Below are 14,983 nucleotides of genomic sequence, written 5' to 3'. Positions count from 1 at the left end.
TTATGAAAGTCAAAGAGCTATTATTTGCGCCGATATTCTCCAATAACCCAATTGCGTTGCAGATTTTGGGTATTTGTTCGGCCTTGGCGGTTACCAGTAAATTGTCGGTTACGGTGGTTATGTGTATTGCACTAACCTCGGTAACGGCTTTTTCTAACCTGTTTGTCTCGCTGGTGCGCAACCACGCTCCGGGGAGCATTCGTATTATCATCCAGATGACTATTATTGCCTCGCTGGTGATTGTGGTCGATCAGGTGCTAAAGGCCTACGCCTTTGAAATCAGCAAGCAGTTGTCGGTATTTGTTGGGTTGATTATCACCAACTGTATCGTCATGGGGCGCGCTGAAGCTTTCGCCATGAAAAACCCACCACTGCCGAGCTTTTTAGATGGCGTTGGTAACGGTTTGGGCTACAGCGCTATGTTGCTGGGCTTGGCGTTTGTACGTGAACTGTTAGGCTCGGGTAGCCTGTTTGGTACTCAGTTGTTGCCATTGGCCACCGAAGGTGGTTGGTACACACCAAACGGTTTGCTGCTGTTGCCGCCAAGTGCGTTCTTTTTGATTGGTTTGTTTATCTGGGGCATCCGCTCCTGGAAAAAAGATCAAGTAGAAGAGCCCGATTATAAAATCGCACCTAACACCAAGCCGCTAGCTAAGGAGGCCTGATCATGGAAGCGTATTTGAGCTTATTTGTTCGGTCGATTTTTATCGACAACATGGCCCTGGCTTTCTTTTTGGGCATGTGTACCTTGCTGGCTGTATCGAAAAAAATCGGTGCGGCGTTTGGTTTGGGTATTGCCGTTATTGTGGTGCAAACCATTACCGTGCCGGTTAATAACTTGCTGTACACCTATGTGTTGGCTGATGGTGCACTGGCGTGGGCGGGTTTGCCTAATGTTGATTTGAGCTTCTTGGGGCTGATTTCTTACATTGGTGTTATTGCCGCTTTGGTTCAGATCCTTGAGATGGTGCTCGATAAATACGTTCCTGCGCTGTACAACGCGCTGGGTGTATTTTTGCCGCTCATTACCGTGAACTGTGCCATTTTGGGTGGCTCTCTGTTTATGGTTGAGCGCGATTACAACTTTGGCGAGAGTGTCGTCTTTGGTGTTGGCTCTGGTGTGGGTTGGGCGTTGGCTATTACCGCACTGGCCGGTATCCGCGAAAAGATGAAGTACAGTGATGTGCCCGAAGGGCTTCGCGGCCTGGGTATTACTTTTATTACCGTGGGCCTGATGTCGCTTGGCTTTATGTCATTCGGCGGCATTGATCTGTAATCAGCGAGGATTCACATGAACGAAATTATACTTGGCGTAGTCATGTTCACGGTCATCGTGCTGATACTGGTGATTGTGATTTTGAGCGCACGTGCACAGTTGGTGTCGACTGGTGACGTCACCATCGATATTAACGGCGAGAAGAAACTCACCGTCCCGGCGGGCGGCAAACTGCTGCAAACGCTGTCGGGCGCTGGCTTGTTTTTACCATCGGCCTGTGGCGGCGGCGGCACCTGTGCCCAGTGCGCCTGCGTGGTCAGTGACGGTGGCGGCTCTATGCTGCCCACCGAGGAAAGTCACTTCACCAAGCGTGAGGCTCAAGAGGGCTGGCGCTTGTCCTGTCAAACTCCGGTTAAACAGGATATGGTGGTAGAAGTTCCAGAGGATGTTTTTGGTGTAAAGCAGTGGGAGTGTACGGTTGAGTCAAACCCCAATGTGGCTACCTTTATTAAAGAGCTGACACTCAAACTACCCGAGGGCGAGAACGTAGATTTTCGTGCCGGTGGTTACGTTCAGCTGGAGTGCCCTGCGTATCATATTAAGTTCTCTGATTTTGATATCGAAGAGCAGTTTCGTGCTGATTGGGAGCGCTTTGGCTTCTTTAAACTGGAAACAAAAAACCCCGAGCCTGTTCAACGCGCTTACTCAATGGCGAACTACCCCGAAGAGCGTGGCTTGGTTAAGTTTAATATTCGTATTGCGACGCCACCTCCGGGCTCTAAAGATATTCAGCCGGGCATTATGTCCTCTTATGTCTTTAACCTAAAACCCGGTGACACTATTAAGGTGTTTGGTCCCTTTGGTGAGTTCTTTGCTAAAGACACCGATGCCGAAATGGTGTTTGTCGGCGGTGGTGCTGGTATGGCGCCAATGCGCTCGCATATCTTTGATCAGCTTAAGCGGCTTAATTCGACCCGTAAGATCTCCTTCTGGTACGGTGCACGCTCGTTAAAAGAGTTGTTTTACCAAGATGAGTACGACATGCTGGCGAATGAGAACGACAACTTCACCTGGCACGTTGCCATGTCTGATCCGCAGCCGGAAGATAACTGGGAAGGTCTAACGGGGTTCATTCATAACGTGTTGTATGAAGAGTACCTTAAAGATCACCCCGCACCGGAAGACTGCGAGTTTTATATGTGTGGGCCGCCAATGATGAACGCGGCGGTGATTAAATTGCTCCACGATCTAGGCGTTGAAGATGAAAACATTATGCTGGATGACTTTGGTGGCTAATTGCAAAGCTCATATGCCTGACATAATGATAATAAAAAAGAGGCTGACACTACTGTCAGCCTCTTTTTTGTTTTTATGTCTGTTAATCAGTGGTTGTACGCCCAGCGGTACCGAGCGCCCGAGTGTTAAATTCTCTGGCCAAACCATGGGCACCCACTATCATATTACGGTGGTAGGCCCGGCCTCGGGAGAGTTTGAGGTTAACGTCGATGCTCTGCAAAGTGCGGTGGATGAGCAGCTGGTGCAGATTAATCAAATGATGTCGACTTATATCGACGACTCTGAGCTCATGCAGTTTAACCGTGAGCCAGTGAATGAATGGGTCGAGTTATCTGAGCCCGTCATGGAGGTGTTGAGCATCAGTGAGGATATCAGTCAGCGATCTTATGGCGCTTTTGATATTACCGTAGGCCCGCTGGTGAACTTGTGGGGCTTTGGCCCACAGATGCAGCCCGATCGGGTGCCAGGTCCAGATGAGCTGGCTGCCGCGCTGGCACGCACCGGACATGAATATTTACAGCTGGATGTTAACCGGGCGCGCCGCACGGCCAATATTAGTGTGGACTTGTCGGCGGTGGCAAAAGGTTATGGTGTCGATTGGATTGCTAACTTTTTGACCGATCGTGGATTCGACAATTTTATGGTCGAAATCGGCGGTGAGGTACGCGTCGTGGGCGATAGCCCGCGCAGTACACCTTGGCGTATCGCGATCGAACAGCCCTCAGTGTTGGCGGGTGGCGCGCGGTTGGCGCTAAACGTGGATAATCACGCAGTGGCGACGTCGGGCGATTATCGCAATTATTTTGAAGTGGACGGCGTGCGCTACTCTCATACGATCGACCCAAAAACAGGGCGGCCAATTAAACACAATTTGGCGTCGGTTACCGTGGTGGCTGAAACCGCAGCACGGGCGGATGCCTGGGCCACGGCGCTGAATGTGTTGGGGCCTGAAAAAGGCATGGAGCTGGCTAATGCCGAGCAACTGGCGGTTTATATGATTGTCAAAGACGGTGATGGCTTTGTTGATACGCAATCGGTGACTTTTTCACAGCTGCTGCATTAACTGCTAAGCAGGGTGCGGCACAGGAGGGTAAAGTGATGGCAGTATTTTTAGTCGTGTTAGCGGTTATGCTGACGGTTGTAGTCGGTATGTCGGTTGGCGTTATTTTCGGCCGCAAGCCGTTAACCGGCTCGTGCGGCGGGGTCGGTAAAGCGCTGGGCGAGAAAGACTACAGCTGCGAGCTGTGCGGCGGGGATGAGCAAAAGTGCGAGAGTCTTAAAGATGGCTCAGCGGCAACCGTGAACGCAAGTTTGGCTGTAGATGCGACGGCGAAGCAGCCGCGAAATTAACCTGTACCCGCAAGCTAAGCAGTTAAGTTTGTAGGGGACGTAGTAGGGACGTTGGGGGCTTATTGTGGCGACATATACGTACGATGTGGTAATTATTGGATCTGGTCCGGCGGGTGAGAGTGCGGCAATGGCCTCTGCCAAAGCGGGTAAAAAAGTGGCGGTAATAGAAGGGCGTGGTTTAGTGGGCGGCAATTGTGCTCACAAAGGGACCATCCCCTCTAAGTCGTTGCGCCATGCGGTTAAACAAATTATTCAGTTTAAAACCAGCAGTTTGTTTCGCGAAAATGGCGAAAGCTGGCGTATTACTTATCCGCGGGTGTTGGCAGCCGCAAATCAAGTGATTCCCAAGCAGGTTGAGTTGCACACTGACTTTTATGTGCGCAACCGCGTCGCGGTTTACTCGGGTTTTGCGTCTTTTCTTGATGCTAACACAGTGGAAGTGAAGTTTAGCGAGGGCTCGACTGAGACGATCCACGCCGAACACTTTATTATTGCCACTGGTTCGCGTCCGTATCAACCGGCCGATGTTGATTTTACGCATCCGCGTATTTACGATTCTGACTCTATTTTGGAGATGAAACACACTCCGCGTCATATTTTGATTTACGGCGCCGGGGTGATCGGTTGTGAATACGCCTCTATATTTTCCGGGCTCGGGGTGAAGGTTGATCTGATCAACAGCCGCGATCGCTTGTTGTCTTTTTTGGATGATGAAATCTCGGATGCGTTAAGTTATCACTTGCGAGATAACGGCGTGCGAGTGCGCCACAGTGAAACCTACGAAAAAATCGAAGCCACCGAGCGCGGCGTGACCCTGTATTTGCAATCGGGTAAGCGTATTAAAGCCGATGCACTGTTGTGGTGTAACGGTCGTAGCGGTAATACCGATCAGTTAAACCTCGAGTCGGTTGGTTTGACACCGGATCATCGCGGCAACCTCACGGTTAACGAGCAGTATCAAACCGACGTTGAGAATATCTACGCGGTAGGTGACGTGGTAGGTTGGCCGAGCTTGGCGAGTGCATCCTACGATCAGGGTCGAGCGCTAGCGGCGGTGATTCTCGGTGAGCCGGCTAACGATGTTAGCGAGGTGCCGACCGGTATTTATACCTTGCCCGAGATTAGCTCTGTGGGCAAAACCGAGCGCGAGCTAACCGAGGCACGGGTGCCTTACGAAGTTGGCCGCTGCTTGTTTAAAAATACCGCTCGCGGACAAATTAGTGGTGAAGATGTTGGTATGCTTAAACTGCTGTTTAATGTTGACACCGGAGCACTGCTTGGGGTGCATTGTTTTGGCGCCGAAGCGGCTGAGATTATTCACATTGGTCAGGCGATTATGAGTCAGCCCGGTGAGAACAATAATATTAGCTTCTTCTTGAATACCACGTTTAACTACCCAACCATGGCGGAGGCATATCGCTTGGCAGCTCTGGATGGTACGAACCGGATCAATCGACAATAAAGGCGCTCTAGCACCGCCTAGATGAACGGCACAAAAAACGCCACCCTAGGGAAGCTAGGGTGGCGTTTTTTCGTTGAAAAGGGGTGATTAAAGCGTAAAAATTTAGGGGTTGGCCGCGGCTTTCATTTTTGGGGTGAACTTAACAACGGAATGGATCACCCGGTCAGCCTCAAAGTAAACGATAAAATCTTCGTATACCCATGTGTAAATTGGCGGCTCGCCCACCGGGCCGGCTTGGTTTATCGGCTCGCCATAGTGGTCTTTAACGCGGGTTTTCGTCATACCTGTGGCTGGCGTTGATAAGTATTCCCCCGACTTTTCTTGCTGGCCGATGGGGATGCGTACTGTTTCGGCTTGTAGTTGGCAGGCCAGAGCAAGCAGGATAAATGCTATAACTGATTTCATGGTTAATCCTTATGTCCCCAAGGCGGACGTTTGGTTGGGTTACTGCGGCTTACGCCGCGCCGACTCTAGTTGTGCCCGCATAATTTGCTGGCTGATTTGCTGTCGCTCAGCCGCATTTAAATACAGGAATTCTGCCGCAATTAGGTAACCGTTGCCGCGATCCGGTTCACACCGAATCACTTGCGCATGCAGTGCGGTGGCCATCAGGGGAGACTCAAAGCTCAGCATGAGGGCAAGCCACTGATGCTCGGGCAGTGGCTCGCTGTGGTGAAACATGAGTCCGCCTTCGCTGAGCTCAATGGCTTGCGCGCTAGCGTAATCTGTGACTTGGCTGCTTAAACAAAACTGCGCCAGCACGTCGATTTTGCGCGTTAGAATGTTTAGGTATTCGCCCAGAGCGCGATCGGCGTCTTTAATTTGCTGTTGTAGTTGGCCACCATCCAGCTCTAGCCGCTTTAATTCGGCCATGGTTTGCAAAATGCGGCTAGAGGTAAAATGCGATGTCGCATCGGCACCGCTGGTGACCAATGGTTTTGCGGCCAGCGCTTTCAGCTCGACGATGGCGTTTAGCGTTAAACGAAAATAATCGCGTCGTTCATCCATGTAGGGCACTCATGCTCTTGGGTAATCACTCTCAAACCATAGCATAACTGCGGGATTAGAGCATTGAGTGTGTTCCCGGTGTCGCCGCTCTTGTAGTCCTTGGGGCATTGGGGTTAAATGCGCACATGCTAAAAAACATCCCTTTGGCCATTGGTTTGCGGTATATCCGCGCTAAACGCCGCAATCAATTTATCTCTTTTGTCAGTGGCTTTTCGCTGCTGGGCATGGCGCTGGGTGTGATGGCCCTGATTGTGGTTATGTCGGTGATGAATGGCTTTGATCGAGAGATGAAGCAACGTTTGTTACGGGTAATTCCCCACGGCTTTGTCATGCAAGAGCCGGCCATGGATAACTGGCAACAATTGCGCACTCAGCTGTTAACCGATACAGACATTGTCGCCGCCGCCCCCTTTGTTGAGGGTTTTGCATTGGCGGGGTATCACTCACAGGTGCAAGGGGTGCAGGTGTCCGGGGTTGATCCGCAGCTACAGGGCGAGGTCTCTGAGGTGGCTGACAATATGTTGATCGGAGAGTTATCTGATTTGCAAAGCGGCCAATTCGGTATTGTTCTGGGGGCAGTGTTAGCGCGTCAGTTGCGTGTTGTGACGGGCGATAAGCTGACCTTAACGCTTCCTGAGATATCGATTACCCCCGCCGGTGTTTACCCCCGCGTTAAACGTTTTACCGTGGTCGGTGTGTTTGAAGTTAACGCGCCGGTGGATCAAGAGTTAGCGCTTATCCATATTGCCGATGCCGAGAAACTTTACCGCAATTCGGGCCCCATGGGGTTGCAGTTAAAATTTACCGATATCTATAAGGCCGGCGCCATTACCAGCCGGTTGCGGCAATCCTTGGGCAACGATTACCAGTTTCGCGATTGGAGCCAAACCCAAGGCAGTTTGTTTCAAGCGGTAAAAATGGAAAAAATTGTTATAGGCGTGTTGCTGAGTATTATTATAGCGGTGGCGGCATTCAATATTGTTTCAAGCTTGGTGCTGATGGTGGCCGATAAACGCTCGGACATCGCGGTGCTGCGCACACTTGGCTTGAATGCGCGTCAGATTATGGGAATTTTTATGGTGCAAGGCTGCGGTGTTGGGGTGATTGGCACCGCCGTTGGCACTATTGGCGGGGTGCTATTAGCGCTTTATATCAGCCCGGTGGTTGCCTTTTTTGAATCGCTGACAGGGCGGCAAGTGTTTGATGCAAACGTGTATTTTATCAGCCATTTACCCTCGCAGTTACAGTGGGGCGATGTACTGACAATCTGTTCTCTGGCGTTGCTGCTCAGTTTGCTGGCAACCCTTTACCCCGCGTGGCGGGCAGGACGAATCCAACCGGCCGAGGCCCTGCGTTATGAGTGATCTAACTTCTGCCGCTGTATTGCAGTGTCATGCCGTTAACAAAGCCTACACCCAGGGGCCGCAAGCGGTCAGTGTATTGCGCGATATCGAGCTTGAGGTATTGTCTGGCGAGCGAGTTGCGGTGATTGGTGCATCGGGCTCAGGTAAGTCGACTTTACTGAATATTCTGGGCGGGTTGGATTTGCCCGACTCGGGCGAGGTTGTGGTCGCCGGGCAGGCGCTGTCAGCTTTGGGTGCCGATGCCCGGGGTAAATTGCGCAACCGCTCCCTAGGGTTTGTCTATCAATTTCATCATTTGTTGGCCGAGTTTACCGCGCTAGAAAACGTCGCCATGCCGCTACTGATTGGCGGCCTCGATAGTGTAACGGCCAATGCCCGCGCCAGCGATATGCTCGCGCAGGTGGGGTTGGCAGCACGCACCAGCCACAAACCCCCAGAGTTGTCGGGCGGTGAACGTCAGCGGGTGGCCATTGCCCGTGCATTGGTCACCGAGCCCGCCTGTGTTTTGATGGACGAGCCGACCGGTAATTTGGACTCCCACTCGGCGGCCGACATTCAAGCGCTAATGCTCGATTTAAATACCCGTATTGGCACCAGCTTTGTGGTGGTGACCCACGATTTAACGCTCGCCGGTAAAATGGATCGCACGCTGCAGTTAGCCGAGGGGCAATTAACCGAGCTGGCGCGTCAGGAGTCTGCCGGTGTTTAATCGCTTTACCTTGACGCTGGGTCGGCGTTACGCCACAGCGCGCCAAGGTAGTCATCTGGTCAGTTTTATATCGCGAATGTCGGTGATTGGCTTGGTGATCTCGGTGGCCTTGTTGATCTTGGTTATGGCGATTATGAACGGTTTTGACCGCGAATTGCGCGAGCGGATTTTACAGGTGATGCCCCAGGGCACGCTCTACAGTCGCGAGGGTATTCGCGATCCGGGTGCGGTTATGGCGCAAGCATTACAGCACCCGGAGGTGATCGCCGCGGCCCCTTTTGTTAGCCTGCAAGGCCTGTTGGCAAAAGGTAAAGAGGTGGCCCCGGTAGGGCTGTTTGGTATTGTGCCGGAGCTTGAAGTAAAAGCATCGGGAGTCGACCAGTACTTAACGCACCATCGCTTGAATGAACTTGGTGATAATGCCCACGCGGTGGTGCTGGGCAGCACTTTAGCTAAAAGTATCGGCACTGAGGTGGGCGATCGTTTAACCCTGGTGATTCCACGTGCCGGTGCCGGGCGCGACAGCCCTAGTGTCTGGGCGCTGGAGGTGGTTGATATATTGGTCACAGGCACTGAGATCGATAATAATCTGGCGCTGATGAATATGAGTGCTGCGTCCAAGCTCACGGCTTACCCAGGCAGCGTCAGTGGTGTGCGTTTAAAGCTGCACGATTTATTTCGCGCACCGACTACTATGTACGAAATCACCGCGAATTTACCCGCATCCGTTTACGGTCGGGATTGGACGCGCAGCCACGGCAATTTGTATCAAGCGATACATATGTCGAAAAAGTTGGTTGGGCTCTTGCTGATTCTATTGATTGGGATTGCGGCGTTTAATTTAGTGACCACCTTGATTATGGTGGTCGTCGATAAAGAGGCCGACATTGCCATTTTGCGCACGCAAGGGGCGAGTAGCGCGGATATTATCGGAATCTTCTTGGTGCAAGGTGGCTATATTGGCGTCACCGGAACCTTTATCGGGGTTATTTTAGGGGTTATTTTTTCCTATACGGTAACCTCGGCCGTGGCCGGTCTCGAGCGTTTAACGGGGTTTCAATTTTTACACTCGGACGTTTACCCGGTCAGCTATCTTCCCTCTGAGTTACTCTTAAGTGATGTGGCTTATATTGCCGGTGCAGCGTTGGTGTTGAGCTTTATTGCAAGTGTTTACCCGGCCTGGCGCGCGGCCAGAATCTTGCCGGCCGAGGCATTGCGGCACGAGTAACACGGCATTCAGAACGATAAAAAGGCGAGGGTTATTGGGACCGGTTTAAGCGCTCTTTGCGGCGTTTGTTCCAGCTGCGTGTGACGTGCCAGCGCCAAAAAAGCTGCATAGTGATATAACCCAGCCCACCAAATACAAAACCTGTCAGTACTGAGCCCAGCAATAGCGGCTTCCACACTAAAGCGAACTCTTCGGCGAGCCAAGCCCACGACAGCTCGGTGGGGGCGGTGACCTTAGGCGACTCTAAAATCCAGCGGCCCAGCTGGTAGGTGGCAAAAAAGATGGGTGAAATGGTTAACGGGTTCGTAATCCACACCAATGTCATGGTGATGGGCAGATTGCAGCGCACCCAGAGCGCGCATAGCGCAGCAAGCGCCATTTGCCCGGGCAAGGGCAAAAAAGCGAGAAAAATCCCAAAGAAAAAAGCCAGCGACACCGAGTGCCGGTTTAGATGAAACAGGTTGGGGTCGTGCAGTAAATCACCCAAAAACTGTAGGGCTGGCTTGTCCTTTACCGTGGTGGCGTCGGGCAAAAAACGTCTGATTATCTTACGCGCCATCTGGTTGGTCACACTACGACTATAAAGAAAGGGCACATTATGCCCACAAAAGCGCGATATAACCACGCTTAACGTGCCGTAAGCTAAATCGCGAGCGATGTAGGCTGCTACACTGGCAGATAACCACCGGACAAAGCAAGGACGAACACTCTACAGGGATGATATGTACCGCACACTCTTGGCGCTGCTCGCCGGCGTAACACTCCCCAGTTTTTTACCTCAGCTGCTGCCTTTGCCGGCAGTGGTCGCGTCGGTGACGATGTTTTTGAGCGCTTGGTTGCTCGTAAAACGCCGCGCTTATAGGAGGGTTTCTAGCGCTCTGTCTATTGCGTTGTTATTTCTCGTGGGTTTTGGTTGGGGCAGTTGGAGTCTGCATTCGCTAGTGGCCAATCAGCTCAATGCCACACTCGAGGGTGAGGATATTCTGGTGACTGGGGTTGTCGACGCGCCGGTTCAGCACAGTGAAAGGCGCGTGAGGATGTTGCTGGCACCTCACACGGGGAGCTTGAAGGGGCAGTTGGTTTCCTTGCCTCGGCGCCTACAGGTGAGCTGGTATCGCGCGCCAGGGTGGGTGCAAACCCTGGCGGCAGGTGATCGGGTAGCCCTTACCGTGCGCCTCAAGCGCCCTCGTAGCTTTGTGAATCCCGCCGGGTTTGATTACAAGCTGTGGCAGCTGCGATGGGGTGTGGGTGCGGTTGGGTATGTGCGGACGGAGGCAGGCAATCGACGGCTGACACAGGGGGTGCCGGCGGGCGTGCGCGCAACCTTAAGTGCTTGGTTGGCGCGGCAAGAACCGGTTAACCACGGTTTGCTGGGGGCGCTTTTGCTGGGGGAGCGAGGCGAGTTGAGCGATACGCAGCGCCAACTGCTACAGGCCACTGGTACCAGCCATTTGATTGCCATATCGGGGTTGCATATTGGTTTGGCGGCCACCCTGGGTTACTTGCTGGCGCTGGCCGCGGGTAAATTATTGGCGCCGTTTATACCTTGGCGGGCACAGCTTGTGGGTTTTGCCGGGGCCGCTTTTGCGGCGTGGGGGTACAGTGCGCTGGCAGGTTTTAGTTTGCCCACCCAGCGGGCGCTGGCAATGTTGTTACTGTTGTATGCCTCGCGCGTGTTGGCGCGTCATAGCGGAGGTGGGCTGATTTTAGCGGCGGCCGCGTTGCTGGTGTGCACTCTCGACCCTTTAAGTGTGCGCGATGCTGGTTTTTGGTTGTCATTTGTCGCGGTGGCGTCATTGGTGCTGGTATACGATGGCCTGCTTAGTCCCGCACGTCGCTGGCAGTCGCTGTGGTTGCCGCAGTTGGTGGTGTTTCTGGCGCTGCTGGTGCCTTTGGGTGCCTTCTTTGGTCAGGTATCGCTGGTCTCGCCAGTGGCAAATCTGCTGGCGATACCACTGGTAAGCCTTTTGGTTGTGCCGTTACTGTTTGCCGCCGCCCTCGGTAGTTGGCTTAACGACACGGTCGCAGGTGGCTTGTTGTGGCTGGCAGATCGAGCGCTGGATGTTTTTTGGTGGTGGCTGCAGCTATTGGCGCGGCTTGAGGGCGATTATGGCTGGCCGATCAGTGTCGATTGGCAGCCGCGATTAATCGCCTTGTTGTTAATTGCTTTGGGCGCGCTGCTGTTACTACTGCCCAAGGCCTTTAGGTTGCGCGCCACAGGGGTGCTGCTGGTACTGTTGGCGCTTTGGGTGCCCAGGCCCGCCGCGCCACGCTTGGCCATGACGGTGATGGATGTAGGGCAGGGCTTGGCGGTAGTGATTCAGACGCACGAGCACAGTTTAGTGTACGACGCCGGCCCCCGTTACAGTGATAGTTTTGATGCGGGCGCAGATATCATTGCGCCTTTTTTGCGTCAGCAAGGAATAGACGGGCGTGGTGCAAATCGGCTAGACGCCTTGGTGGTGTCGCACGCTCACGCCGATCACGCAGGTGGCGCCGCGGGGCTGTTGAGTGTGCTGCCCAGCGACAATATCTACCTAGGTGAACCTTTGCCGGCTTTAGCGCTCGAAGATGCACCGCGGGCGCGCTCTTGTCACCCCCGGCGCGCCAGTGACGTTAGTGCGGGCAGTGAGTTCGATGCTCTTCACTGGCGCTGGCACCAGGTAACGTTTCGTTTTTTAACGTTGCCCGGTCAGCGCAATAGTCATGGTAACAGTGCCTCTTGCGTGTTGTTGCTCGAGTATCAAGACCAGCGCTGGCTGTTAACCGGTGATATCGAACGGCCGTTAGAGGCTGATGTGGTGGCCGCATTGACCGCTTATGGCGTGTCTCAAATTGATGTTTTGTTGGCCCCGCATCACGGCAGTAAAACCTCGTCCAGTGCGGCGTTTGTCACCGCACTCGCGCCGGATAACGTTGTGTTTAGTGCCGGTTTTAATAACCGCCACGGACATCCGCACCCTCAAGTGGTTGAGCGCTATCAAAAAGTGGGTAGCCGTATTTTTAACACGGCAGTCGATGGTGCCGTTGGTTTTTACATTGATGCCGATGGTGCGCTGCGCAGCCATACCCAGCGCCAGCTAGCGCCGCGGCCCTGGCGCGATTAAAATGAAAATGGCACAGGTCACATTCGCTTAACCAGGTTAACCCTAACGCCTGCATCTGTGGTAGTGTACAGCGTTTTTAACAGCCGCTTTAATCCTAGAATAGGCACCATAAAAAATAGGCATCAGTAGAGGCCTGCACAAGAGGAATCCACCCGTGTTTGAAGTTATCGCCGCCGGCGGCTGGTTAATGCTGCCGCTTGTTCTTTGTTCGATTGCCGTGCTGGCGATTAGTGCTGAGCGTTACTGGAGTCTCAATCCCGCTAAAATTGCACCGCGCCACTTGTTGGCTCAAGTGTGGGGTTGGATTAAAAATAACCAGCTGGATGCGGCTAAACTGAAAGAGTTAAAACAGTCTTCACCGCTCGGTGAGATTTTATCGGCGGGCCTTAGCAATTCACGCAGCGGCCGCGAAACCATGAAAGACAGTATTCAGGAGGCGGCCAATAAAGTCATCCACGAGATGGAGCGTTTTATTGGTGTGCTGGGAACGATCGCCGCGATTACGCCATTGCTGGGTTTGTTGGGTACTGTATTCGGTATGATCGAAGTGTTTAACGCGATTATGATTAAGGGCACAGGTAACGCCGGCGTTTTGGCGGGCGGTATTTCACAGGCACTTATTACCACCGCTGCGGGTTTGTGTGTGGCGATTCCGGCGATGATTTTTCACCGTTTTTTCCAGCGCCGAATCGATACCTTAGTGGTAACCATGGAAGAAGAGGCTATTAAGTTGGTTGATGCTCTGCACAGCGATCGTCGGGTCGATGTGAAAGTGAAGAAGTAAGCGGAGGCCGCCTGTGCAATTTCGTCGTCAACCCCGCGAAGAAGATAGCATTAATTTAACACCGCTGATTGATGTGGTGTTTTTGTTGCTTATCTTTTTTATGGTGTCTACCACCTTTACCAAAGAAACGCATTTAGAAATTGACCTGCCAGAGGCCGTGGGTGAGGCGGCCAACAACGCCGAAGACCCGCTCGAAATTATTATTAATGCCGCTGGTGAGTACGCGGTAAACGGTCAAAGCTTGGTCAACAGTAAGGCCGCCACATTGCGCTCGGCCTTAACTGAAATGGGCGGCGGAGACACCTCGCAAGCGTTAATTATTACCGCCGATGCCAAGGCGCCTCATGAGTCTGTGGTGCGCGCGATGGACAGTGCCGGTCAGCTTGGGTTTGTGAATATGAGCATAACGACCCGCCACCCAGAGCAAGAGCAATAACATGAGCCACGGCTCCGATCGCGAGGTAAAATGGTTGGCCGCTTGGTATGGTAAAAAGCGTTGGGTCTACGCGCTGTTACCGCTTGAGGGGTTGTTTCGTTTTTTTGCTGCTGCGCGGCGTTTGATTCTTGTGCGCTGGCAACAAAAACGTGTTGGCTTACCGGTAATTGTGGTGGGTAATATTAGCGTTGGCGGCACCGGTAAAACCCCCCTGATTATTGCTTTGGTAAACCGTTTGCAAGCGCGCGGTTTAAAAGTCGGCGTTATCAGCCGTGGCTATGGCTCGGCGGCGCCGCAGTACCCTTATGTGCTGTCGGAATCATCCAGTGCCAAAGAGGCCGGCGATGAGCCCCTAAGCATTTGGCGCGCCACCGGTTGTGCAGTATGCATCGATGCCGATCGTGTAGCGGCTGCACGCATTTTAAAAAGTGCCGGTTGCGATGTTTTATTAAGCGACGATGGCTTACAGCATTACCGCTTAGGGCGCGCTTTAGAAATCGCGGTAGTTGATGCCGCGCGCGGCTTTGGCAATGGCCATTGTTTGCCGGTCGGACCTCTGCGTGAGCCTCGCTCGCGTTTAAAAAAGGTTGATTTTGTGGTGGTAAATCAGACCTCTTTAGAGTCCGATGTGACCTACGAGCGCGGTTATTACAACATGCGCCTGCAACCTAAACACTGGTTTAAAGTAAAAGATTTAACGCGACTGCCACTGGATTATTTGGCCTCCGGCGCCCATGTGCACGCGGTGGCCGGTATTGGTAACCCCGATCGTTTTTTTGCCACGCTAGGTAAGTTGGGGCTGACACCAGAGTGTCATATTTATCGCGATCACCATATTTTTACCCGCGAGAACTTTCAGTTTCGTCAAACGCTACCGGTAGTGATGACGAGTAAAGATGCGGTGAAGTGTCAGAGCTTTGCCGAGCCCGAGTGGTTGGCCTTAGAGGTCGATGCGGTACTAGAAAAACGCTTTTGGCCTGAGTTTGAGCACGCGCTCGACGCGTTACTGCCCTACGAGTAAAC

General features: G+C 52.9%; 16 protein-coding genes. 13 read left to right on the top strand and 3 right to left on the bottom strand.

Features of this window, described 5'->3' with window-relative positions:
- Positions 1–2 precede the first annotated feature (2 nt).
- From AACY82_RS04035 to sthA, 6 genes are all read left to right on the top strand, one after another.
- A complete protein-coding gene (locus AACY82_RS04035; RefSeq protein WP_339615477.1) occupies positions 3–665 on the top strand; it encodes an NADH:ubiquinone reductase (Na(+)-transporting) subunit D in 663 nt (220 codons plus the stop codon).
- Positions 666–667: 2 nt separating this feature from the next.
- A complete protein-coding gene (gene nqrE / locus AACY82_RS04030) occupies positions 668–1,276 on the top strand; it encodes an NADH:ubiquinone reductase (Na(+)-transporting) subunit E (RefSeq protein WP_339615476.1) in 609 nt (202 codons plus the stop codon).
- A 15-nt stretch (positions 1,277–1,291) separates the two neighbouring features.
- Positions 1,292–2,512: an NADH:ubiquinone reductase (Na(+)-transporting) subunit F gene (gene nqrF, locus AACY82_RS04025; protein WP_339615475.1), complete on the top strand. Its 1,221-nt coding sequence runs from the start codon at positions 1,292–1,294 to the stop codon at positions 2,510–2,512.
- Complete coding sequence (locus tag AACY82_RS04020) at positions 2,478–3,575, top strand: FAD:protein FMN transferase (RefSeq protein WP_339615474.1); 1,098 nt, start codon at positions 2,478–2,480, stop codon at positions 3,573–3,575. Before nqrF ends, AACY82_RS04020 begins: the two co-directional genes overlap by 35 nt.
- 35 nt (positions 3,576–3,610) lie before the next feature.
- Positions 3,611–3,862 carry a (Na+)-NQR maturation NqrM gene (gene nqrM, locus AACY82_RS04015; protein WP_339615473.1) on the top strand — a complete coding sequence of 84 codons (252 nt, stop codon included), beginning with the start codon at positions 3,611–3,613 and terminating at the stop codon, positions 3,860–3,862.
- Between the two features lie 64 nt (positions 3,863–3,926).
- Positions 3,927–5,324, top strand: a complete 1,398-nt coding sequence (gene sthA, locus AACY82_RS04010) for a Si-specific NAD(P)(+) transhydrogenase (protein WP_339615472.1) — start codon at positions 3,927–3,929, stop codon at positions 5,322–5,324.
- Positions 5,325–5,426: 102 nt separating this feature from the next.
- On the opposite strand, the gene AACY82_RS04005 is transcribed toward sthA, so the two are convergent.
- Positions 5,427–5,729 (bottom strand): hypothetical protein, encoded by a 303-nt coding sequence (locus AACY82_RS04005; protein WP_339615471.1) that lies wholly within the window; start codon positions 5,727–5,729, stop codon positions 5,427–5,429.
- Positions 5,730–5,768: 39 nt separating this feature from the next.
- Positions 5,769–6,332 (bottom strand): PilZ domain-containing protein, encoded by a 564-nt coding sequence (locus AACY82_RS04000; protein WP_339615470.1) that lies wholly within the window; start codon positions 6,330–6,332, stop codon positions 5,769–5,771.
- Positions 6,333–6,457: 125 nt separating this feature from the next.
- Here AACY82_RS04000 and AACY82_RS03995 point away from each other — a divergent pair, with 125 nt between their 5' ends.
- The 3 genes from AACY82_RS03995 to AACY82_RS03985 are packed head-to-tail and all read left to right on the top strand — an operon-like array spanning position 6,458 to position 9,633.
- A complete protein-coding gene (locus AACY82_RS03995; RefSeq protein ID WP_339615468.1) occupies positions 6,458–7,696 on the top strand; it encodes a lipoprotein-releasing ABC transporter permease subunit in 1,239 nt (412 codons plus the stop codon).
- The gene (gene lolD / locus AACY82_RS03990; RefSeq protein ID WP_339615467.1) at positions 7,689–8,405 is read left to right on the top strand and encodes a lipoprotein-releasing ABC transporter ATP-binding protein LolD; all 717 of its coding nucleotides are present in this window, start codon (positions 7,689–7,691) and stop codon (positions 8,403–8,405) included. The genes AACY82_RS03995 and lolD overlap by 8 nt, the downstream gene beginning before the upstream one ends.
- Positions 8,398–9,633 carry a lipoprotein-releasing ABC transporter permease subunit gene (locus AACY82_RS03985; RefSeq protein ID WP_339615466.1) on the top strand — a complete coding sequence of 412 codons (1,236 nt, stop codon included), beginning with the start codon at positions 8,398–8,400 and terminating at the stop codon, positions 9,631–9,633. The genes lolD and AACY82_RS03985 overlap by 8 nt, the downstream gene beginning before the upstream one ends.
- Positions 9,634–9,664: 31 nt before the next feature.
- Here the strand turns inward: AACY82_RS03985 and AACY82_RS03980 are convergent, their stop codons facing one another.
- Positions 9,665–10,192, bottom strand: coding sequence for a DUF2062 domain-containing protein (locus tag AACY82_RS03980; protein WP_339615465.1), 528 nt, complete (start codon positions 10,190–10,192; stop codon positions 9,665–9,667).
- Positions 10,193–10,355: 163 nt separating this feature from the next.
- Between AACY82_RS03980 and AACY82_RS03975 the strand changes: the two genes are divergently transcribed.
- From AACY82_RS03975 to lpxK, 4 genes are all read left to right on the top strand, one after another.
- Positions 10,356–12,740, top strand: a complete 2,385-nt coding sequence (locus tag AACY82_RS03975; protein ID WP_339615464.1) for a DNA internalization-related competence protein ComEC/Rec2 — start codon at positions 10,356–10,358, stop codon at positions 12,738–12,740.
- Between the two features lie 154 nt (positions 12,741–12,894).
- Entirely contained in the window at positions 12,895–13,524 is a 630-nt protein-coding gene (locus tag AACY82_RS03970) for a MotA/TolQ/ExbB proton channel family protein (RefSeq protein WP_339615463.1), read from the top strand.
- A gap of 13 nt (positions 13,525–13,537) precedes the next feature.
- On the top strand, positions 13,538–13,960 hold the full coding sequence (locus tag AACY82_RS03965; protein WP_339615462.1) for a biopolymer transporter ExbD: 423 nt from the start codon (positions 13,538–13,540) through the stop codon (positions 13,958–13,960).
- A 1-nt stretch (position 13,961) separates the two neighbouring features.
- Entirely contained in the window at positions 13,962–14,981 is a 1,020-nt protein-coding gene (gene lpxK / locus AACY82_RS03960; RefSeq protein WP_339615461.1) for a tetraacyldisaccharide 4'-kinase, read from the top strand.
- Positions 14,982–14,983: the final 2 nt, after the last annotated feature.

Source organism: uncultured Gilvimarinus sp. (assembly GCF_963972205.1).
Lineage (GTDB): Bacteria > Pseudomonadota > Gammaproteobacteria > Pseudomonadales > Cellvibrionaceae > Gilvimarinus > Gilvimarinus japonicus.
The sequence above is the reverse complement of the archived record's forward strand: the minus strand, read 5'-3'. Positions and strand labels throughout refer to the sequence as shown.

What these genes read in the sequence shown, in the direction of transcription:
- AACY82_RS04035 (WP_339615477.1), top strand. Translation starts at nt 3, where the DNA reads ATGAAAGTCAAAGAGCTATTATTTGCGCCGATATTCTCCAATAACCCA.
- nqrE (WP_339615476.1), top strand. Translation starts at nt 668, where the DNA reads ATGGAAGCGTATTTGAGCTTATTTGTTCGGTCGATTTTTATCGACAAC.
- nqrF (WP_339615475.1), top strand. Translation starts at nt 1,292, where the DNA reads ATGAACGAAATTATACTTGGCGTAGTCATGTTCACGGTCATCGTGCTG.
- AACY82_RS04020 (WP_339615474.1), top strand. Translation starts at nt 2,478, where the DNA reads ATGAAAACATTATGCTGGATGACTTTGGTGGCTAATTGCAAAGCTCAT.
- nqrM (WP_339615473.1), top strand. Translation starts at nt 3,611, where the DNA reads ATGGCAGTATTTTTAGTCGTGTTAGCGGTTATGCTGACGGTTGTAGTC.
- AACY82_RS04005 (WP_339615471.1), bottom strand. Translation starts at nt 5,729, where the DNA reads ATGAAATCAGTTATAGCATTTATCCTGCTTGCTCTGGCCTGCCAACTA.
- AACY82_RS04000 (WP_339615470.1), bottom strand. Translation starts at nt 6,332, where the DNA reads ATGGATGAACGACGCGATTATTTTCGTTTAACGCTAAACGCCATCGTC.
- AACY82_RS03995 (WP_339615468.1), top strand. Translation starts at nt 6,458, where the DNA reads ATGCTAAAAAACATCCCTTTGGCCATTGGTTTGCGGTATATCCGCGCT.
- lolD (WP_339615467.1), top strand. Translation starts at nt 7,689, where the DNA reads ATGAGTGATCTAACTTCTGCCGCTGTATTGCAGTGTCATGCCGTTAAC.
- AACY82_RS03980 (WP_339615465.1), bottom strand. Translation starts at nt 10,192, where the DNA reads ATGGCGCGTAAGATAATCAGACGTTTTTTGCCCGACGCCACCACGGTA.
- AACY82_RS03975 (WP_339615464.1), top strand. Translation starts at nt 10,356, where the DNA reads ATGTACCGCACACTCTTGGCGCTGCTCGCCGGCGTAACACTCCCCAGT.
- lpxK (WP_339615461.1), top strand. Translation starts at nt 13,962, where the DNA reads ATGAGCCACGGCTCCGATCGCGAGGTAAAATGGTTGGCCGCTTGGTAT.